Origin of the sequence: Nocardioides jiangsuensis (genome assembly GCF_019679455.1) — a bacterium.
Taxonomy (GTDB): Bacteria; Actinomycetota; Actinomycetes; order Propionibacteriales; family Nocardioidaceae; genus Nocardioides_C; species Nocardioides_C jiangsuensis.
In genome coordinates this window covers 882,796-902,787 of the sequence record NZ_JAIEZQ010000001.1, presented here as the reverse complement: position 1 = coordinate 902,787, position 19,992 = coordinate 882,796, and the positions used below count along the sequence as shown (strand labels likewise).

The following is a 19,992-nucleotide window of genomic DNA, read 5'->3' as shown; positions in this document are numbered from 1 at the left end:
CTCAGGTCAGGTGCGGCGGCTCGACGAGGAGGTGCTCGCGGCGCGCGCTCTGCGCCAGCACGATCCCGGTCACCACCGCGACGCCGCCGAGCAGCGCCACCGCGTCGAGGCGCTCGTGGAACCACACCCAGCCCAGCGCGCTGACCCCGACCGGCTCGAGCATGGCGACCATGGTCACCGTGGTGGCCCGCAGGTGGCGCAGCGCGAACAGCTCCACCGCGAACGGCACCACCGTGCCCAGCACGACGATCCAGCCCAGGAGCGCCCACACCGGGGCGACGTACTCCTCGAGGGAGCCGAGCAGGGACACCTGCTCGGTGAGCAGCTCGGTGGGGAACGACGTCACGGGGTGGACCAGGTTCAGCGCCAGCGCGGCGACGAAGAACGACCAGACGATCACGCGCAGCGGGTCCAGGGCGCCGACGCCGTGCTCGCCGACGAGGAAGTACGTCGCGAAGCAGAGCGCCGCGCCGAAGCCGGCGGCGATGCCGACCGCGTCGAAGGTCGCGCCGTCGACCACCCCCGTGGCCGCGGCGAGGCCGACCATGGCGAGCGCGAGGCCCGCCCACATCCGGTTGCGCACCTGCTCCTTCTGCACGAAGCGTGCCCAGACCGCGACCAGGATCGGGGCCTGGTACTCCAGCAGCAGGGCCATCCCGACCGGCAGCCGGTCGATCGCGACGAAGTAGGTCCACTGCAGGGCGGCCACCCCGATGACGCCGTGCACGACCACGAGCAGGCCGAGCCGCCCGGTCGGCGGGCGCAGCGCGCTGCGCCGGAACAGGGCGGCGATCAGGGCGAGCAGCAGGAAGGTGCCGGTGACCCGGACCGTGGTCAGGGTGACCGGGTCGACGCCGGCCCGCAGCACCACCCGGGAGACGCCGGCATTGATGATGAACATCGTCGCGCCGGTGACGACCAGGGCGAGGCCGAGTGCGGGGTTCCGGGTGACCACCGGACGAGTGTAAGGGGCGAAGACACGGCATGCTCCTGTCCTGCCGCGGGGCGGGACTGGCTAGGCTGACCGCCATGACCTCAGCGCACAACGGGCCCCGGGTCCGTCCGGCCATCGCCAGCATCCCGGCCTACGTCCCGGGGAGGCCGCCGGCTCCGCGCCCCGGCGTGCCGACGTACAAGCTGTCCTCCAACGAGAACCCCTACCCGCCGCTGCCGGGTGTGCTGGAGGCGGCCACCGCCGCGGCCGCGACGATGAACCGCTACCCCGACATGGGATGCACCGCGCTGTACGCCGCGCTGGGCGAGCACCTCGACGTACCCGCCGACAACCTCGCCGCCGGAGCAGGCTCCGTCGCGGTGCTCTACCACCTGCTCCAGGCCTACTGCGAGGCCGGCGACGAGGTCGTCTACGCCTGGCGCTCGTTCGAGGCCTACCCGATCGCGGTCGCGGTGACCGGTGCGACCTCGGTGCAGGTGCCGCTCGGCCCCGAGGCCCGGCACGACCTCGACGCGATGGCCGAGGCGATCACCGACCGCACGAAGGTCGTCATCGTGTGCACGCCGAACAACCCCACCGGCCCGGCCGTGGGCCGCGCGGAGCTCGAGGCGTTCCTGGACCGGGTGCCACCGCACGTGGTCGTGGTCGTCGACGAGGCCTACCGCGAGTTCGTCCGGATCGACGACCCGGTGGACGCGGTCGCGCTCTACCGGGACCGGCCCAACCTCGTGGTGATGCGGACCTTCGCGAAGGCCTACGGCCTCGCCGGTTTCCGGGTCGGGTACCTGGTCGCGGCCCAGCCGATCGCGTCCGCGGTGCGCGCCTGCTCGCTGCCCTTCGGGGTCTCCGCGGTGGCCCAGGCGGCCGCGGTGGCGTCGCTGGAGCGCGAGGCGGACCTGCTCGAGCGGGTCGACGCGCTCGTGGCCGAGCGCGAGCGGGTCGTCACCGCCCTGCGCGAGCAGGGCTGGAGCGTCCCGGACGCCCAGGGCAACTTCGTGTGGCTCTCGCTCGGTGACCGCACCGGCGAGTTCGCCGCCGCCGCGGAGGAGGCCGGGGTCATGGTCCGGCCCTTCGCGGGCGAGGGGGCCCGCGTGAGCATCGGCGACCCGGCCGGCAACGACGTCTTCCTGAAGGTCGCGGCGGGCTTCGCGGGCTGACGCGGCGCAGCCGGCTCTCGCCGGATAGCGCAAATCGGGCATAGCATCATGGAAACCCACAACCACGACGAAACTCGTTGTCGTCGTAGGTCCGTCACGACGGATTCGATTCTTTTTGGCCGCTTAAAAAGCAAAATCTCGTAGTCAGAATCGACTACGGCAATTAGCGACCTCTGTCCCTTCCGTCCGGGACGAGGCGGCGACATGATGAATGTGTCGGGATCGTCCGGGTGGGGATTCGAGCCGGTCGCGACTCAGAACCTTGACGACGGGTCCGGTGCCGGCACTGCGTGCCGGGGGAGCGGCGGACGCGTCTGAGACAGACGAGGCACCCGACCGGGTGCAGCAACTCTTCGTCTGTCAGCCACCTCGGGGGGCCAGGTGGGGGGAACGAGCTGTCTCGGGTTGCGGCACGCCAGGGGGGCGTAGCCGCACGGTGCGTGTCGCCTGCTGCTCCCGGCAACGCGGTGGCTGACGGACCAGATCCTTGGGGGGATCGTGGCCAGCCAGCTCAACATCGGACCTGTCCGACACCGGAAGCACCTATCGCGCAGGTGGACTTCCCTGCGGGTGCTCCTCGCGCTCGCGCTCGCCGTCCTGATGCTGCCGCTCTTCGGGGCGACCGCGTCGGCCGAGGACGAGGGCGCCGAGGGTGCCGTGGCCGAGGAGACCACCTCGAGCACCGCGGAGCCCTCCGCGGAGGAGCCCGCCGCCGAGGCCACGGCAGAGGAGCCGGTCGAGGAACCGGCCGCGGAGGAACCGGTCGTGGAAGAGCCGGCCGCGGAGCCCGCGGCGGACCGGCCCGCGGGCGAGCCTGCGGCGGAGCCCGCCGAGGAGCCGGCCTCCGCCCCTGTCGCGGAGGAGGACGCCGCCACCGGCGCGGTCCCGGAGTCCTCCGGGCAGGACGGCGCCCGTCGTACGGCGTCCGCGTCCTCGACGCAGGAGAGCCTCGTGGCCACCGGTGTGGCCGGGGTCTGCGACACGAACAGCGGGACCGGCGACGTCGAGTCGTTCAGCCAGAACACGGCGGAAGACGAGTCCGGGACCTGGATCAACGGCGCCCTGAACCAGCAGAACTCGAACTACGCCGAGGGTGACTTCGTCCCGCAGCGGGTGCAGCTGAAGGACCTCGCGGACGGGGAGAACGAGCTCGTCTTCACCTACGACGTGAAGAAGGACGACACGTTCGCCTACGACTACGTCGACCGGGAGCGGATGACCGGGGGCACCATCACGAGCTGGAGCGTGCAGGACGCCGGCGGTCCTACGGCCACCGTCTCGGTCACGTTCACCGTGCCCGCCGGCGGCGACGGCCGGGCCACGCTCTACTTCGCCGGGCACATCGCGGCCGAGCTCGACCACGGCCCGGGCTCGGGCGCGGGCAGCATCAACGGGGCGCCGTACCACTTCTCGCTGGAGACCCTGAACTGCGCCTCGGCCGGCGCCCAGGACAACCAGCTCATGGCCGACGCGGTCGACGCCGGCCTGCTGACCGTGGTCAAGGACGCCAGGCCCGCGGACGGCACGGACTTCGACTTCGCGATCACCCCCGGCGGGGACGCCTCGACCTTCTCCCTCGACGTCGACGACGACGCCACGCTCGCGGACCGGGTCACCTACCGCGTGGCACCCGGCACCTACGCGGTGCAGGAGACCGACCTGCCCGCCGAGTGGCAGCTGTCCGGCCTGGTCTGCTCGCCCACCGCCACCGTCGACCTCGGCGCGCGGACGGCGACCGTCACCGTCGCGGACGACGCCACCGTCACCTGCACCTTCACCAACGCCAGGACCGTCTACCAGGACCTGCGGGTCTCCACGACCGCGGTCCCGGCGTACGAGCGGGACTACGACTGGACGATCGAGAAGAGCGTGGACTCCTCGCGGCGGAACATCGCCGACGGGCAGAGCGCCACGTTCGAGTACGAGGTGCTGGTCACCCCGTCGGCGCCGGAGGACTCGGGCTTCCGCGTCACCGGCCGGATCAGCCTGACCAACCCGAACCAGGTGCCGGTCACCGGCGTGAGGCTGTCGGACGCGATCCCGGGGGCGACCTGCGCGGTCACCGGCGCCGGCGGCACGGTCACGGTCCAGCCGGGGACCACCGGCTTCGACTACAGCTGCACGATGCCCGCCGGCACCACCGCGGACACCAGCGGGACGAACACCGCGACCGCCACGTGGGACGCCTCCGCCTACTACGGCACCAGCGGCGCCGCGACCGGGTCCGCCGGCTTCGAGTTCGCGACGGCCACGCCGGACACGAGCGACGGCCGGGTGACCGTGACCGACGACCGGTACGACCTGACCCGCGGCGGCACGGTCGACACCGTCGTCCGGGCAGCCGACGGCGCCACGACGTTCAGCTACCCGCTGACGTGGCCCGGGGTCGCCGGCGCGTGCGAGGACTACGACAACACCGCCGCGATCACCGAGCCCGACGGCGACCGCCAGACCTCCTCGGAGACGGTGCGGGTCTGCGAGGGCAAGGACCTCGCGGTGACCAAGAACGTGGTGCACGGCTATGACCGGACCTACCTCTGGGACATCAGCAAGGAGGTCGACGGCGAGCACACCGAGAACGTCGACCCGGAGACGGGCAGGGCCACCTTCGACTACACGGTTGTCGCCACGGCCGTCGGCACCGCCGACTCGAGCTGGGCGATGTCGGGCACGATCACCGTGGCCAACCCGAACTCCTGGCAGGCCGTGACCCTCTCGGGCATCGAGGACGTGGTCAACGTCGGCGGCGGGGCGGAGTGCGTCGTGGCCCAGGGGACCGACCTGGCCATCCCCGCCTCGGGCTCGCGCAGCTTCGCCTACACCTGCAGCTTCGACAGCCGGCCGGCGTACGCGGGCACCAACACCGCGACCGTCACCTGGGACGCGCAGAGGTACTCGACCCCGGCCGGGAGCGCCTCGGGCAGCGCCGCGGTCGTGGCGGACGCGTGGTCCGAGACGCCGGTCGACAAGACCGTGACCGTCAAGGACGACAAGACCGACCCGAAGCACCCGGTGGTGCTCGGCATGGTCACCTGGACGACGGGGGCGACCTTCGAGTTCCCGTACTCGGTCACCCTCGCCGGGACCCCCGGCAGGTGCACCGAGCACGACAACGTCGCCTGGATCCACGAGACCGGCCAGTCGGCGGACGAGACCGTCCGGGTCTGCTCGCCGCTCGACGTGACCGTGGCCACGACGGCGTGGGCGTCCTACGACCGCACCTACTCCTGGGAGATCGAGAAGGACGTCGACCGCACCGAGGTCGAGGTCGACGAGGACGGCGACGCCACCTTCGCCTACGAGGTGACCGCGAGCCCCGACGGGAACGACGACAGCGGCTACGACCTGCACGGCACGATCACCGTCACCAACCCGAACGCCTACAAGGACGTCACCGTCGACGTCGACGACGCCGTCGACCTGCCCGGCGTCACCTGCGTCGTGGACGACGGCGAGGACCTGGAGGTCCCCGCGGACCGGAGCGTGACGGTCGGCTACGACTGCACCGTCGACGATCTCGACGAGGACCTCTACGACACGGGCACCCACACCGCCACGGTCACCTGGGACGGCGGCACGGCGACCGGCACGGCCGGCGTGGACTTCCGCCTCGACGACGAGACCGACGCGTCGGTGCACGTCTACGACGACAAGGTCGCCCACACCTCCGACCCGGTGCTGCTGGGCGAGGCGAGCTGGGAGGACGGGCCGACGACGTTCGACTACTCGCTGACCTTCGGCGGCGAGGCCGGGCGGTGCACCGACTTCACCAACACCGCGATGGTCGAGGAGACCGACCAGTCGGACTCCGAGACCGTCTCGGTCTGCCGGCAGGCCGACCTGGTGGTGGACACCACCGCGGAGGCCACCTACGACCGCGCCTTCGCCTGGGAGATCGACAAGGTCGCCGACCGGACCACGGTGCGCACCGACGACCGGGACGACGGGACGGTCGGCTACACGGTCGAGGTCACGCCGACGACCTTCGAGGACTCGGGCTGGGAGATGGACGGCACGGTCACCGTCACCAACCCGAACGACTACAAGGACGTGGACGTGTCGCTCACCGGCGTGCCCGACCTCGGCGTGGGCATGACCTGCACGTACGCCGCGGACGCCATGGACACGCTCGTGGCCGCGGGGGAGACGCGCACCTTCGACTACGGCTGCACCTTCGAGCAGAGGCCGGAGTACGACGGGACCGACACCGTCACCGTCGCCTGGGACGGCGGCGAGGTGGAGGCCTCGACGGACGTCGACTTCAGGCGCGACGAGGAGACCGACCGCACGGTCACCGTCACCGACGACATGGTCGACCCGGCCGAGCTCGGCACGGCCACCTGGAACGCCGCGGGGGAGCCGACCCGGTTCACCTACTCCGTCGATGTGCAGGGCCGGGTCAACCGCTGCGACACGGTGGTCAACACCGCGACGATCGTCGAGACCGGCCAGCAGGCACAGGCCGCGGTCGACGTCTGCGGCCCCGAGATCCTCGGGACGGAGGTCGAGCGGCCACGGCCGCCGGCGACGGTCCTGCCCGTCACCGGCGCGCCCGAGGGGCTCGGCGTCTGGACCCTCGCCGGCGGGCTGATGCTGGCCCTCGGCACCGGGCTGATGGCCCGCCGGAGGAGCCAGCCGTGAGATGAGCGGGCCCGGCACGGTCAGGTTCCGCCGGCCCGCTCCACCCGAGACGTCGCTCCCCACGGCAGATCCGCCGTGGGGAGCGACGTGTTGTCCCGGGGCCGGGCGACGGAGGGGTGCACGAAAGGCGAGATTCGTGCCGAAAACTGGTTGGGCTCGTCAGGACCAGGGGGTAATCTGGCTCTTACAAACTTGCGCGGGCTCCGCCGGCAGACCACGAGTCGCTCCGACGCCCGCGTTTCTTTCACGAGGGGACCCCCGCCGCCTGATGTCGTCGCCAGCACCGACAGTGACCCGGCCCAACGACCACCCGCCCGCCGGCGTGCACTCGCTGTGGCGGCTGCGCGGGTACCTCCGTCCCCACATCGCCGCGCTGGTGATCATGCTGGCCACCTCGCTCGCCGGCGTCGGGGTCAGTATCGCGATCCCGCTGGTGACCAAGGCGATGATCGACGGGCCGATCGCGAACCGCGAGGTCGGGGCCATCTGGCCGCTGGGCCTGCTCGCCCTCGGCCTCGGGATCCTCGAGGCGGTGCTGATCTTCTGGCGTCGCTGGGTGCAGTCCAACGCCGTGCTCGGGCTCGAGACCGCGGTCCGCCACGACCTCTACGAGCGGCTCCAGGAGCTGCCGATGGCCTTCCACGGCCACTGGCAGTCGGGGCAGCTGCTGTCCCGGGTCACCACCGACCTCTCCAGCATCCGCCGGTTCAGCGGCTTCGGGCTGATCTTCCTGATCATCAACATCACCCAGCTCACCGTGGTCTCCGGGGTGCTGCTCCACATGTACTGGCCGCTCGGCCTCGTCGTCGTGGGCGCCGCGGTCCCGATCATCTACCTGTCGATGCGCTTCGAGAAGGCCTACGTGGTCGTCTCCCGCCGCGTGCAGGACGAGCAGGGCGACCTCGCCACCCTCGCGGAGGAGGGCGCCGTCGGCATCCGGGTGATCAAGTCCTTCGGGCGCAGCCGGCACGTGTCGGCGCAGTACGACGGCGCCGCCCGCCAGCTCTACGACACCTCGATGGACAAGGTCCGCCTGTCCGCGCGGTTCTGGACCTTCCTGGAGGTCATCCCCAACCTCGCCGTGGTGCTCGTGCTGCTGCTCGGCTCCCTCGGCGTCGGCCGCGGCGACCTCACCCCGGGCACCCTGGTCGCCTTCATCATCCTCATGCTCTCCCTGGTCTGGCCGGTGGCCGCGCTCGGCGTGATCCTGGCGATGGCGCAGGAGGCGATGACCGCGGCGGCCCGGGTCCTGGAGATCTTCGACACCGAGCCCGCGATCACCTCGGGCGAGCGGGTCCTCGAGCGCCCGCGCGGCCACCTGCGCTTCGAGCACGTCGACTTCCGCTTCCCCGACCAGGACGACGACGGCCCCGGCGGGCTGGTGCTGCGCGACGTGAACCTCGACGTGGCGCCCGGCGAGACGGTCGCCATCGTCGGCGCCACCGGCTCCGGGAAGACCACGCTCACCGCGCTGGTGCCCCGGCTGTACGACGTCAGCGGGGGACGCATCACGATCGACGGGGTCGACGTACGCGAGCTCACCCTGCCGAACCTGCGGCAGATCGTCGCGACCGCGTTCGAGGAGCCCACGCTGTTCTCGATGAGCGCCCGGGAGAACCTCATGCTCGGCCGCTCCGACGCCACGGAGGAGGAGGTGGACGCCGCGGTCGAGGTCGCCCAGGCCGGCTTCGTCCACGACCTCCCGTGGGGTCTCGACACCCGGATCGGCGAGCAGGGGATGTCGCTCTCCGGCGGCCAGCGGCAGCGCCTCGCGCTGGCCCGTGCCGTGCTCGCGGAGCCGAAGATCCTGGTCCTCGACGACACCCTCTCCGCGCTCGACGTGCACACCGAGAAGCTCGTCGAGGCCGCGCTCCGGCACGTGCTCGAGAACGCCACCGGGATCGTCGTGGCCCACCGCGCCTCCACCGTGATGCTGGCCGACAAGGTCGCGCTGCTCCAGGACGGCACGATCACCCACGTCGGCGACCACAGCGAGCTGCTCGCCACGGTGCCCGCGTACCGCGCGCTGCTCGCCGCCGAGGCCACCGACGCCGACGACCTCGTCGGCGCCGGCTCCGGACGCGGCGACGGGAAGGGGCAGGCATGAGCACCACCTCTCCCACCCCGGGGCCGGGCAACGAGCCCCTCGAGGACGAGGCCCGCGTGGTCGCCGAGAACGAGGACCACGAGCAGAGCTGGCGGGGCGTCGCCGCGGACAACCTCTCCGAGGAGCTGACCGAGGCGACCACGGTCCGGCTGCGCGACCGGTCCCGCCGGCTGCTCGGCGACCTGCTCCGCCCGCACAAGAAGTGGATCTGGATCCTGGTCGGCATCGTGGTGGCGGAGAACGCCGCCCGGCTGTCGATCCCGTTCCTGGTCAAGGAGGGCATCGACAACGGCATCCCGCCGATCCAGGAGTCCGGGGACACCTCGTTCCTGTTCACGGTCGTCGGGATCGTGCTGGGCGCCATCGTGGTGCAGGCGGTCACGCGGCAGACGTTCCTGGTGCTGTCCGGCCGGATCGGGCAGGACATGCTCTTCGAGCTGCGCCGCCGGGTCTTCCGCCACTTCCAGAAGCTCAGCCCCGCCTTCCACGACGACTACACGTCCGGCCGGGTGATCTCGCGGCAGACCTCCGACGTCGACGCGATCTACGAGATGCTCGAGACCGGGTTCGACGGCCTGGTCACCGCCGTGCTCACGCTGTTCGGCACCGCCGTACTGCTGCTCGTGCTCGACCTGAAGCTCGGCCTCGTCGCGCTGCTGTGCTTCCCGTTCCTGGTCGTGATCACGAACTGGTTCCGCAAGGCGTCGGCGAAGACCTACCGGGTCACCCGGGAGAAGGTCGCGCTGGTCATCGTGCACTTCGTGGAGTCGATGGGCGGCATCCGCGCGGTCCAGGCGTTCCGCCGCGAGGACCGCAACCAGGAGATCTTCGACGACGTCAACGACCAGTACCGCGTCGCGAACCTGCGCGCGTTCCGCCTGGTCGCCCTGTTCATGCCCGGCATCAAGCTGATCGGCAACGTCACCATCGCCGTGGTGCTGCTGTACGGCGCCTTCCTCGCCTTCGAGGGCGAGGTGACGGTCGGTGTGCTCGCCGCGTTCCTGCTCTACCTGCGCCAGTTCTTCGAGCCGATGCAGGAGATCTCGCAGTTCTACAACACCTTCCAGTCCGCGTCGGCGGCGCTGGAGAAGCTGTCCGGGGTGCTCGAGGAGGAGCCGTCGGTGGCGGAGCCGGTGTCCCCGGTCCCGCTGCACGACGTCCGGGGCGAGGTGCGCTTCGACCAGGTCCGCTTCGAGTACGTCGACGGGGTGGCGGTGCTGCCCGGGCTCGACCTGACCGTTCCCGCGGGCCAGACCATCGCGCTGGTCGGCACGACGGGGGCCGGGAAGACCACGATCGCCAAGCTCGTGTCGCGCTTCTACGACCCAGTGCGGGGCAGCGTGCGGCTCGACGGGGTGGACCTGCGCGACCTCGTCGAGCCGACCCTGCGCCGGTCGATCGTGATGGTCACCCAGGAGAACTACATGTTCGGCGGGACGGTCGCGGACAACATCCGCTTCGGCCGCCCCGAGGCGACGATGGAGGAGGTCGTGGCGGCGGCCACCGCGATCGGCGCCCACGAGTTCATCACCGCGCTGCCCGACGGCTACGACACCGACGTCGCGAACCGCGGCGGCCGGCTCTCCGCGGGACAGCGGCAGCTGGTCGCGTTCGCCCGGGCGTTCCTGGCCGACCCGGACGTGCTGATCCTCGACGAGGCGACGTCCTCGCTCGACGTGCCGTCGGAGCGGCTGGTCCAGCGTGCGCTGCGCACGATCCTGGCCGAACGGACCGCGATCATCATCGCCCACCGGCTCTCCACCGTGGAGATCGCCGACCGGGTGCTCGTGCTCGAGCACGGCCGGATCATCGAGGACGGCTCGCCGCACGACCTGGTCGAGGGCGGCGAGGGCCGGTTCTCCGACCTGCACGACGCCTGGCTGGCCTCGCTCGCCTAGCGTCGCCGTTGAGACGTCACTCGTTCGGTGTTGAGAGGTCAGTCCGTCGGTGTTGAGAGGTCAGTCCGTCGGCAACGAGGCGTCACCCGTGCGGTCGCTGCCGCGCGGATGACACCTCGAGCCGAAACGACTGACGCCTCAACGCCTCACGAGTGACGCCTCAACGAGGGGGGGCGACCGGGTCGGCCGGTCAGCGGGCCCGCTCGACGGCGTCGGCCTCCGCGGCGTCCTTGAGCCGGGCCAGCGTCGCGTTGATCCCCCGCCGGTTGCGTTCGGGGAAGCCGGTCACGCGGATCACCATCGACCGGAGCGCGTCGTAGCGGCTGTAGTCGAAGGTCTCGGTGACCTGGGTGCCCCCGTCGTCGGTCAGGGAGAGCTCGTAGCGCCAGCGGTGGCCGCCGAAGTGCCGCCACGCGATCCGCCGGTCCTCGTCGTACTCCACGACGGTGTTGTGGATCTTGTAGGGCAGGCCGAACATCTTCATGTGCACGGTGAACGTGTCGCCCTTCGCCGCGAGGCGCTCGGGGGCGTCGATCACCGCGCCGACCGAGCCGGAGCCGTCGATGCGCGCGTGCTGGCGGGGGTCGGTGAGGATCGCGAACACCAGGTGGGGCGGGGCCTCGACCGTGGTGGTCGCCGAGATCAGCTTGTCCGTCATGTCGTCGAGCCTAGCCAGGGCCGCGGGTGGTCGCGAGGTCAGTGCGGCGGGCGCGGGATCGGCGGGCCCGCCGGAGGGGTGCCGTGGCGCTCGACGTACGCCTGCACGTAGGCCTCCACGGCGGTCGGCAGCGTCATGAAGATCCGCTCCGGGCCGACCCGCTCCACGAGTCCCGCGGCGTCGAGGTCGTCGCGCAGGTCCTGCTTGACCCGCGCCATCGCGAAGACCACCCCACGGTCGGCGAGGGTACGGCGCAGCTCCTCGAGCGCGTCGACGCCGGTGAGGTCCACCTCGGTGTTCGCCTCGGCGTTGAGCAGGAACCACTCGGCCGGTGGGGTGGCCTCCTCGACCGCGGCCAGCGCGCGGCGCCGGAAGTCGTCGGCGTTGGCGAAGAACAGCGGGGAGTCGTAGCGGTACACCACGAGCCCGGGCACCGGGCGAGCGTCGGGGTAGTCGTCCACGTCGTGCATCCCGGGCACCCCCGGCACGTAGCCGAGGATCCCGTCATGCGGCCGGGCCACCCGGCGCAGCAGGTCGAGGATCGACAGTCCGATCGCGACCGCGATCCCCGCGAGCACCCCGATCAGCAGCACCGAGGCGGTCGTCGCCACCGCGAGGAACAGCTCGCTTCGCCGGAACCCCGCGATCCGGCGCAGCTCGCCCACGTCGACGAGCCGGATCGCGGCGTAGACCACCACGCCACCGAGCGCCGCGGACGGGAAGGCGGCGAGCAACGGGTCGAGCAGGAACATGGTGGCCAGCACCACCGTGAGCGCGACCAGGGAGTAGAGCTGGCTGCGGCAGCCCAGGGCGTCCCCGATCACGGTGCGGCTGCCGCTGCTGCTGACCGGAAACCCCTGGAAGACCCCGGCGGACAGGTTCGCGGCGCCGAGGGCGAGGAACTCCTGGTTGGCGTCGATCCGCTCGTGGTGGCGGAAGCCGAACGCCCGCCCCGTGAGCACGTTGTCGGAGTAGCCCACGATGGCCACCCCGATCGCCGGGAGCAGCAGCTCGGTCATCGTGGCCAGGTCGACGTCCGGCAGCCCCGGGGCAGGGAGCCCGGCCGGGATCGCGCCGACCAGGTCGATACCGCGCTGGTCGAGGTCGAAGGCGGCCACCACCGCGGTGGCCCCCAGCATCGCGATCAGCGGGTTCGGCCAGTGCGGCCGGTAGCGCTGGGCGAGGAGCAGCAGCACCACGACCGCGGTGCCCAGGAGCAGGGTGGGCGGCTCGATCTGGTCCAGGTGGGTCAGAAAATATCCCACCTCCTGCACCGGGGTGTCCCCCTCCACGGACATGCCGGCGAGCTTGCCGAGCTGGCTGACCACCATGAGCACGGCGATCCCCGCCATGTAGCCGACGAGCACCGGCCGGGAGAGCAGGTCGGCGAGGAACCCGAGGCGGCCCGCCCAGCCGAGCAGGCAGACCGCACCGACCGCGATCGCGAGGGCCGCCGCGAGCGAGGCGTAGCGTTCCGGGTCGCCGGCCCCCATCGCCCCCACGGCCGCGGCGGTCATCAGCGCGGTGGTCGACTCCGGACCCACCGACAGCTGCCGCGAGGACCCGAGGAAGGCGTACACCAGCAGCGGCCCGATCGTCGCCCAGAGCCCGACCACGGCGGGGAGGCCCGCCACCTCGGCGTAGGCCATCACCTGCGGGACGAGGTAGGCCGCGACCGTGACCCCGGCGAGCACGTCGCCGCGCAGCCAGGTGCGCTCGTAGTGCCGCAGCGTGACCAGGCCGGGGGTCAGGCGCCCGAGCCGGCCGCCCGGCGGGGCCGACCCGTCATCGCTCATGAGCCGAAGTTACTGCCTCGGGAGCGGGTGCGACCGGGCAACGGCCGAGGTGCTCGAGCGGACGGCCCGGAACCGGGCAGCGGCGTGGCGGGGGTCAGGCGCGGGCGGCGACGTCCTCGGGGACGGGGGTGTCCGGCAGCGGCTTGCGGCGCGGTCGCTCCGCGGTGATCACGATCGCCACCGCCAGCACGACGACGCCACCGCCGATCACGATCGGCCCCGTGACCGGCTCGGCGAGGATCAGCCAGCCGAGGAACACCGCGACCACGGGGTTCACGTAGGCGTACGTCGCCACCAGCGAGATCGGCGCGTTCGACAACAGCCAGACGTAGGAGGTGAAGGCCACCATCGACCCGAAGACGACGAGGTAGCCGAAGGCCAGCCAGGTCCGCGCGGAGTAGTCACCGGTGAACCGCTCGCCGGCGACGAGCCCGACCAGGACCATGATCGTGCCGCCGCAGATCATCTCGTAGACGGTCGTCACGAACACGTCCTGCGGCAGCCACAGCCGCGGCTGCACGAACGAGCCCACCGACCAGCAGGTCGAGGCGAAGAGGATCAGGGCCGCGGCCGGGAGGCTGATCGCCCCCTCCGCGCCGTGCCCGGCGAGCACCAGGTACGCCAGCCCGGCGAACCCGAGCAGCACGCCGAGCAGGGAGAGCGGACCGGGCCGGTCGCCGCCCACGGTGCGGAACACCACGATCCACAGCGGGACCACCGCGATCAGCAGCGCGGTGACCCCGGAGGGGGCGCCCATGTTCTCGCCGACGGAGACCAGGCCGTTGCCCAGCATCGGCAGCATCAGCCCCAGGAAGGCGGCCCCGGCCAGCTGGCGCGGGGTGACGGCGAGCCGGCGCAGGCCACCACGCAGAGCGAGTACGGCGCCCAGCAGGATGCCCGCGGTCATGAAGCGGAGACCGCCGGAGGTGAGCGGCGGGGCCTCCTCGACCATGATCCGGATCCCGAGGTAGGTCGACCCCCACACGACGTACACCGCTCCCAGCGCCATCACGACGAGGCCCGCCCTGGGGGCGACCTTGGGTGCGTGCTCGGGCCGGAGTGTCCGTGTCATGACCGTCCTGTCTCGTGACTCCTGACAGGATACGGGCCGCCGGCGGGCCCCGTCGCCCGGGTTTACCGCCAACCTCCGGCGATTTCCCGCCAGGTGACGATCGGGTCACGACCCTCCGGGACGCGTCGCCGACGATTAGGCGGCGGCACGAAAGATCGGTACTTTATGAGCACTGAGGCCGGTGTGTCGCCGGTCACAGGAATCAGGATCAGGCTTGCACGGCCAGCTGCGCACCACCCCCGCGCGTGTGCCGGGCAGGTCGTGAACTCCAGCCGACGTCGGAGACCCCGACCGTCGACAACTCATAGGAGTGCAGGTGACAGAGAGCAACACGGACTTCGGTCCCGACCTCGGTGAGGTATTCGGCCCGTCGCACGCCGACGGCGGCCCTGAGCTGGTGCAGCTGCTGACGCCCGAGGGCGAGCGTGTGGAGCACCCCGACTTCTCCTTCGACCTCGACGACGAGGCGATCAAGGGCTTCTACCGCGACATGGTGCTCACCCGACGCATCGACACCGAGGCCACCGCGCTCCAGCGGCACGGCGAGCTCGGGATCTGGGCCCAGCTGCTCGGGCAGGAGGCCGCGCAGATCGGCTCCGGCCGTGCGCTGGCCCCGCAGGACTTCGTCTTCCCGACCTACCGCGAGCACGGCGTCGCCTGGTGCCGCGACGTCGACCCGCTCCGGCTGCTCGGCCTGTTCCGCGGCGTCGACCAGGGCGGTTGGGACCCGAACGACGGCAACTTCGGCCTCTACACGATCGTGATCGGCGCGCAGACCCTGCACGCGGTCGGCTACGCGATGGGCATGCAGCGCGACGGCGTCGTCGGCACGGGTGACCCGGAGCGCGACGCGGCGGTCGTGGCCTACTTCGGTGACGGCGCGAGCAGCCAGGGCGACGTCAACGAGTCGTTCATCTTCGCGGCGTCGTACAACGCCCCGGTCGTGTTCTTCTGCCAGAACAACCAGTGGGCGATCTCCGAGCCCATCGAGCGCCAGTCCCGGATCCCGCTCTACCAGCGCGCCCTCGGCTTCGGCTTCCCCGGCGTCCGCGTCGACGGCAACGACGTCCTGGCCTGCTACGCGGTGACCAAGGCCGCGCTCCAGCGCGCGCACGAGGGCAGCGGCCCGACCTTCGTCGAGGCCTACACGTACCGGATGGGTGCGCACACCACCACCGACGACCCGACCCGCTACCGGCTGTCGGAGGACCTCGAGCACTGGAAGCTCAAGGACCCGATCGCCCGCGTGCACGCCTATCTGACCCGCAACGGCCTCGTCGACGAGGCGTTCTTCGCCGAGGTCGAGGAGGAGGCCGAGCGGCTCGGCGAGCACCTCCGGGCCGGCTGCAAGGCGCTGCCCGAGCCCGACCCGCTGAGCATCTTCGACCACGTCTACGTCGACCAGACACCCGAGCTCGCCGCCCAGAAGGAAGGCTTCGCGGCCTACCTCGCGTCGTTCGAGGGCCACAAGGAAGGGGCACGCTGATGGCCAAGATCACCCTGGCCAAGGGCCTCAACGCCGGCCTCCGCGCGGCGATGGAGAAGGACCCGAAGGTCGTCATCATGGGCGAGGACGTCGGCAAGCTCGGCGGCGTCTTCCGGATCACCGACGGCCTCCAGAAGGACTTCGGCGAGGACCGGGTCATCGACACCCCGCTCGCCGAGTCCGGCATCCTCGGTACGGCGGTCGGCCTCGCGATGCGCGGCTACCGACCCGTGTGCGAGATCCAGTTCGACGGCTTCGTGTACCCGGCGTACGACCAGATCGTCAGCCAGGTCGCCAAGATCCACTTCCGCAGCCAGGGCAAGGTCAAGATGCCCATGGTCATCCGGATCCCGTTCGGCGGCGGTATCGGCGCCGTGGAGCACCACAGCGAGAGCCCGGAGGCGCAGTTCGCGCACACCCCCGGCCTCAAGGTCGTGGCCTGTTCCAACCCGGTGGACGGCTACTGGATGATCCAGCAGGCCATCGCCTGCGACGACCCGGTCGTCTTCCTCGAGCCCAAGCGGCAGTACCACGCCGACAAGGCCGAGCTCGACGAGTCCGCGACGCCCGACCCGCTGTTCGCCTCCCGCGTCGTGCGCGAGGGCAGCGACCTGACCCTGCTGGCCTACGGGCCGATGGTGAAGACGTGCATGCAGAGCGCGGAGGCCGCCGCGGGCGAGGGCAAGAGCATCGAGGTCATCGACCTGCGCACGCTGTCCCCGCTCGACATGGACCCGGTGTTCGCCTCGGTCCGCAAGACCGGCCGCGCGGTCGTCGCCCACGAGGCGCACGTCAACCTCGGCATGGGCTCGGAGATCGCGGCCCGGATCGCCGAGGAGTGCTTCTTCTCCCTCGAGGCGCCGGTGCTGCGTGTGGGCGGGTTCGACACCCCCTACCCGCCGAGCCGGATCGAAGAGGAGTTCCTGCCCGACCTCGACCGGGTTCTCGACGCCGTCGACCGCTCGCTCGCCTTCTGACCAGGAGACCCCTCTCATGCCTGAGTACAAGCTTCCCGACCCCGGTGAGGGTCTGACCGAGGCCGAGATCGTCGGCTGGCGGGTCAAGGTCGGCGACGTGGTCAAGATCAACGACATCGTGGTCGAGATCGAGACCGCCAAGTCGCTCGTCGAGCTGCCGTCGCCGTACGCCGGCACGGTCACCGCCCTCCTCGTCCCCGAGGGGGAGACCGTCGCGGTCGGCACCCCGATCATCGCGATCGGCGAGCCCGGGTCCGCCGCTCCCGAGGCGCCGGCCGCTCCGGCGGCGGGTGCGGCTGCTCCGGCGTCGCCGGCCGCTGCCGAGACCGGCCCGGCCGGGGCGTCCGTGGCTCCCGCCGTCGCTGCCGGTGCGTCCACCGCCGAGGCGGACGAGCCGCCGATGAAGACGCTGGTCGGCTACGGCCCGCGCACGGTCGAGTCCCGGCGACGGCCGCGCAAGGGGACGGCGAGCCCGACCTCCGACGCGGGGGCTGCCGCCCAGCTCCAGCTCCAGGGCGCATTCGCCCCGGGTGGCGCGGAGTCCTCGGCGGTCGTCGAGGGCGACGAGACGCCGGTCCCATCGGTCACGGCGCCGGTCTCCGGCTCGGGGTCGCCTGGCGGCGTGGCCGTGCTCGCGAAGCCGCCGGTGCGCAAGCTCGCCCGCGACCTCGGTGTCGACCTTCGCGACGTCACGCCCACCGGGCCGAACGGCACGATCACCCGGGCCGACGTGGAGGGCTTCAGGGGCGGTGCGGCTGCCGCTCCGTCTGCTGCCCCGGCTGCTGCGGCTCCGGCGTTCGCACCGGCGGCCCGGGCCGGTGAGCGGGAGACGCGCGAGCCGATCAAGGGCGTGCGGAAGATGATGGCGCAGGCCATGGTCGACTCCGCGTTCACCTCGCCGCACGTCACCGAGTGGATCACCGTCGACGTCACCAAGACGATGAAGTACGTCGAGCGCCTCAAGGCGCACCGCGACTTCCGCGACGTGAAGGTCTCGCCGCTGCTGGTCGTCGCGCGCGCCGTGTGCCTGGCCATGCGCCGTACCCCGGAGGTCAACGCCACCTGGGACGCGCAGGCGCAGGAGGTCGTGTTCAAGCACTACGTGAACCTCGGCGTCGCCGCCGCCACGCCCCGCGGGCTCGTCGTCCCGAACATCAAGGACGCAGACCAGATGGGCATGGTCGAGCTGGGCGGGGCGATCAACGCGCTCGCCCGCACGGCCCGCGAGGGCAGGACCCAGCCGGCCGAGATGAGCGGCGGGTCGTTCACGATCACGAACGTCGGAGTGTTCGGGGTCGACGCGGGAACGCCGATCATCAACCCCGGCGAGTCGGCGATCCTCTGTTTCGGGGCTGTCCGCAAGCAGCCGTGGGTGCACAAGGGCAAGATCAAGGCGCGTGACATCACCACGCTGGCGCTGTCGTTCGACCACCGCCTGATCGACGGGGAGAAGGGTTCGCGCTTCCTCGCCGACGTGGCGGGAATCCTCGAGGACCCGGCGAGCGCCCTGCTCTTCTGAGCGAGGGCTCCTGCCGAGCCGCCGCAACCCGCCGGCCCGTGGCACGGACTGAGCAGCACCGACCGAGCCGGTCGTCCCTCCGGGGTCGACCGGCTCGGCCGTCTCTCCGGGGATCCGGCGCGTCGTGTCTCCGCGGACCCAGCTGTAGCGCTGCCCGGGCGCGGTGCTGCCGGGGCGTCCTGCCGGATTCGTGCGCGTTGCCGCCCAGGTCCCGACGGTGCGGGCCAGATTTCGTCCCCAAGGTCCGCTCGTCGGAGGTGGTCCCCCGCGTTCGAGTCCGTTCGAAAACAGGCGGGCCGGACTTCTAGCGTTGCCTCATGGAGACCACGCTGCCTGCCACGGAGGTGCACCCGATCCTGGGCTGCGTCGCCGAGCTGTCGGCGGCGCTGACCAGGGTCGCGTCCTCCGCACCCGTCTTCATGAGCACCGCCGAGAAGCGTGCCGCGGTCAGCGCACTCGCCACCACCGAGTCGCGGTTGCAGGAGCTGAGGCTCCGCGTTCTGGCCGCCGCGGACACCGACGAGATCGGCAGGGACGCAGGGGCCTCCTCGACCGCGGCGTACGTCGCCCGCACCACCCGTCAGACGCGGGAGACGGTGTCCTCCGACGTGCGGCTGGCGACCGCGCTGGACGAGCGGTTCGAGCAGACCCGGGCTGCCATGGCGGTCGGCGCCCTGAACACCGCTCAGGCCCGAGCCATCGTCGGATGCGTCGACAAGCTCTCCGACGAGGTGGGAGCAGAGGGCCGCCTGGCCGCGGAGCGACACCTCGTGGAGCAGGCGCAGCAATTCGACGCCCACGCGCTGCGCCGCCTCGGTCGGAGGCTGTTCGAGGTGATCGACCCCGACCGTGCCGACGAGGAGGAGGGCAAGGCGCTCGAGCGCGAGGAGGCGCGAGCCCGGGCCACGGCGATGTTCTCGATGCGCGCCAACGGTGACGGCACCAGTTCCGGGTGCTTCAAGCTCCCCGACCTCCACGCGGCGATCCTGAGGAAGGCGTTGCAGACCCTCACCGCTCCTCGCCGGCTCGGTGAGGGCAGGCTCGACGAGACAGGCCGGAAGCTCCCGTACCCGCGCCTGCTCGGCCAGGGTCTGATGGAGCTGCTCGAGCACCTGCCCGTCGAGTCGCTGCCGGCCCCCGGCGGGTCTCCTGTGACCGTCGTGGTCACCGTCGACCTCCAGGCCCTGCGCACGCCTCTGGGAGCAGCGAGCCTGGACGACGGCACCCGCATCTCGGCGTCCGAGGCTCGGCGGCTGGCCTGCTCCGCGGGCATCATCCCGCTCGTCCTCGGAGGCGACTCGAAACCCCTCGACATCGGCCGCGAGCGGCGGCTGTTCAGCCGCTACCAGCGCATCGCGCTCGCGACCCGGTACGGCGGCTGCTGCGCCGAGGACTGCGACCGGCCGCCGTCGTGGTGCGAGATCGACCACCACCAGGCGTGGGAGGAGGGTGGACGGACCGACCTCGAGAACGGTCGGCCCTACTGCGCCCACCACCATCGGCTGAAGCACGACTCGGGCTACGCGAAGACGTCGCTGCCCTCCGGACAGGTCCGGTTCCGCAGACGCCAATAGGCCGAGGTGGCGCGGTGATCCGCGGGCGCCTGAAGCCGGTGGCCGCACCCGGCGTCGGAAGCCGGTGGCCGCACCGGCCGCCGTCGGCTCGTCGGGAGAAAGATGTCCGCGATGAGAGCCATGCCCGACCTCGGCGCTGTTGTATCTATCAT

At 71.6% G+C, this 19,992-nt stretch carries 12 protein-coding genes; 8 read left to right on the top strand and 4 right to left on the bottom strand.

Annotated features, from left to right (window positions below):
- Position 1: 1 nt before the first annotated feature.
- Positions 2–955, bottom strand: coding sequence for an EamA family transporter (locus tag K1X13_RS04180; RefSeq protein ID WP_221023743.1), 954 nt, complete (start codon positions 953–955; stop codon positions 2–4).
- Between the two features lie 74 nt (positions 956–1,029).
- On the opposite strand from K1X13_RS04180, the gene hisC reads away from it, so the two are divergent.
- The 4 genes from hisC (at position 1,030) to K1X13_RS04160 (ending at position 10,758) form a co-directional block, all read left to right on the top strand.
- Positions 1,030–2,112, top strand: coding sequence for a histidinol-phosphate transaminase (gene hisC / locus K1X13_RS04175; protein ID WP_221023742.1), 1,083 nt, complete (start codon positions 1,030–1,032; stop codon positions 2,110–2,112).
- Between the two features lie 570 nt (positions 2,113–2,682).
- A complete protein-coding gene (locus K1X13_RS04170) occupies positions 2,683–6,753 on the top strand; it encodes an RHS repeat domain-containing protein (protein WP_221023741.1) in 4,071 nt (1,356 codons plus the stop codon).
- Between the two features lie 289 nt (positions 6,754–7,042).
- Positions 7,043–8,860, top strand: coding sequence for an ABC transporter ATP-binding protein (locus K1X13_RS04165; protein WP_308249386.1), 1,818 nt, complete (start codon positions 7,043–7,045; stop codon positions 8,858–8,860).
- Positions 8,857–10,758, top strand: a complete 1,902-nt coding sequence (locus K1X13_RS04160; protein ID WP_221023740.1) for an ABC transporter ATP-binding protein — start codon at positions 8,857–8,859, stop codon at positions 10,756–10,758. Before K1X13_RS04165 ends, K1X13_RS04160 begins: the two co-directional genes overlap by 4 nt.
- A 190-nt stretch (positions 10,759–10,948) precedes the next feature.
- On the opposite strand, the gene K1X13_RS04155 is transcribed toward K1X13_RS04160, so the two are convergent.
- The 3 genes from K1X13_RS04155 to K1X13_RS04145 form a co-directional block, all read right to left on the bottom strand.
- Positions 10,949–11,416, bottom strand: coding sequence for an SRPBCC family protein (locus K1X13_RS04155; protein ID WP_221023739.1), 468 nt, complete (start codon positions 11,414–11,416; stop codon positions 10,949–10,951).
- Positions 11,417–11,454: 38 nt separating this feature from the next.
- Positions 11,455–13,212 carry a SulP family inorganic anion transporter gene (locus K1X13_RS04150; RefSeq protein WP_221023738.1) on the bottom strand — a complete coding sequence of 586 codons (1,758 nt, stop codon included), beginning with the start codon at positions 13,210–13,212 and terminating at the stop codon, positions 11,455–11,457.
- A gap of 94 nt (positions 13,213–13,306) precedes the next feature.
- Positions 13,307–14,284, bottom strand: coding sequence for an EamA family transporter (locus K1X13_RS04145; protein WP_221023737.1), 978 nt, complete (start codon positions 14,282–14,284; stop codon positions 13,307–13,309).
- Between the two features lie 316 nt (positions 14,285–14,600).
- On the opposite strand from K1X13_RS04145, the gene pdhA reads away from it, so the two are divergent.
- From pdhA to K1X13_RS04125, 4 genes are all read left to right on the top strand, one after another.
- Positions 14,601–15,770: a pyruvate dehydrogenase (acetyl-transferring) E1 component subunit alpha gene (pdhA, locus tag K1X13_RS04140; protein WP_372450665.1), complete on the top strand. Its 1,170-nt coding sequence runs from the start codon at positions 14,601–14,603 to the stop codon at positions 15,768–15,770.
- Complete coding sequence (locus K1X13_RS04135; protein WP_221023736.1) at positions 15,770–16,747, top strand: alpha-ketoacid dehydrogenase subunit beta; 978 nt, start codon at positions 15,770–15,772, stop codon at positions 16,745–16,747. Before pdhA ends, K1X13_RS04135 begins: the two co-directional genes overlap by 1 nt.
- A gap of 16 nt (positions 16,748–16,763) precedes the next feature.
- Positions 16,764–18,266 (top strand): dihydrolipoamide acetyltransferase family protein, encoded by a 1,503-nt coding sequence (locus tag K1X13_RS04130; protein ID WP_221023735.1) that lies wholly within the window; start codon positions 16,764–16,766, stop codon positions 18,264–18,266.
- A gap of 317 nt (positions 18,267–18,583) precedes the next feature.
- A complete protein-coding gene (locus K1X13_RS04125; protein ID WP_221023734.1) occupies positions 18,584–19,840 on the top strand; it encodes an HNH endonuclease signature motif containing protein in 1,257 nt (418 codons plus the stop codon).
- The last annotated feature ends 152 nt before the right edge of the window (positions 19,841–19,992 follow it).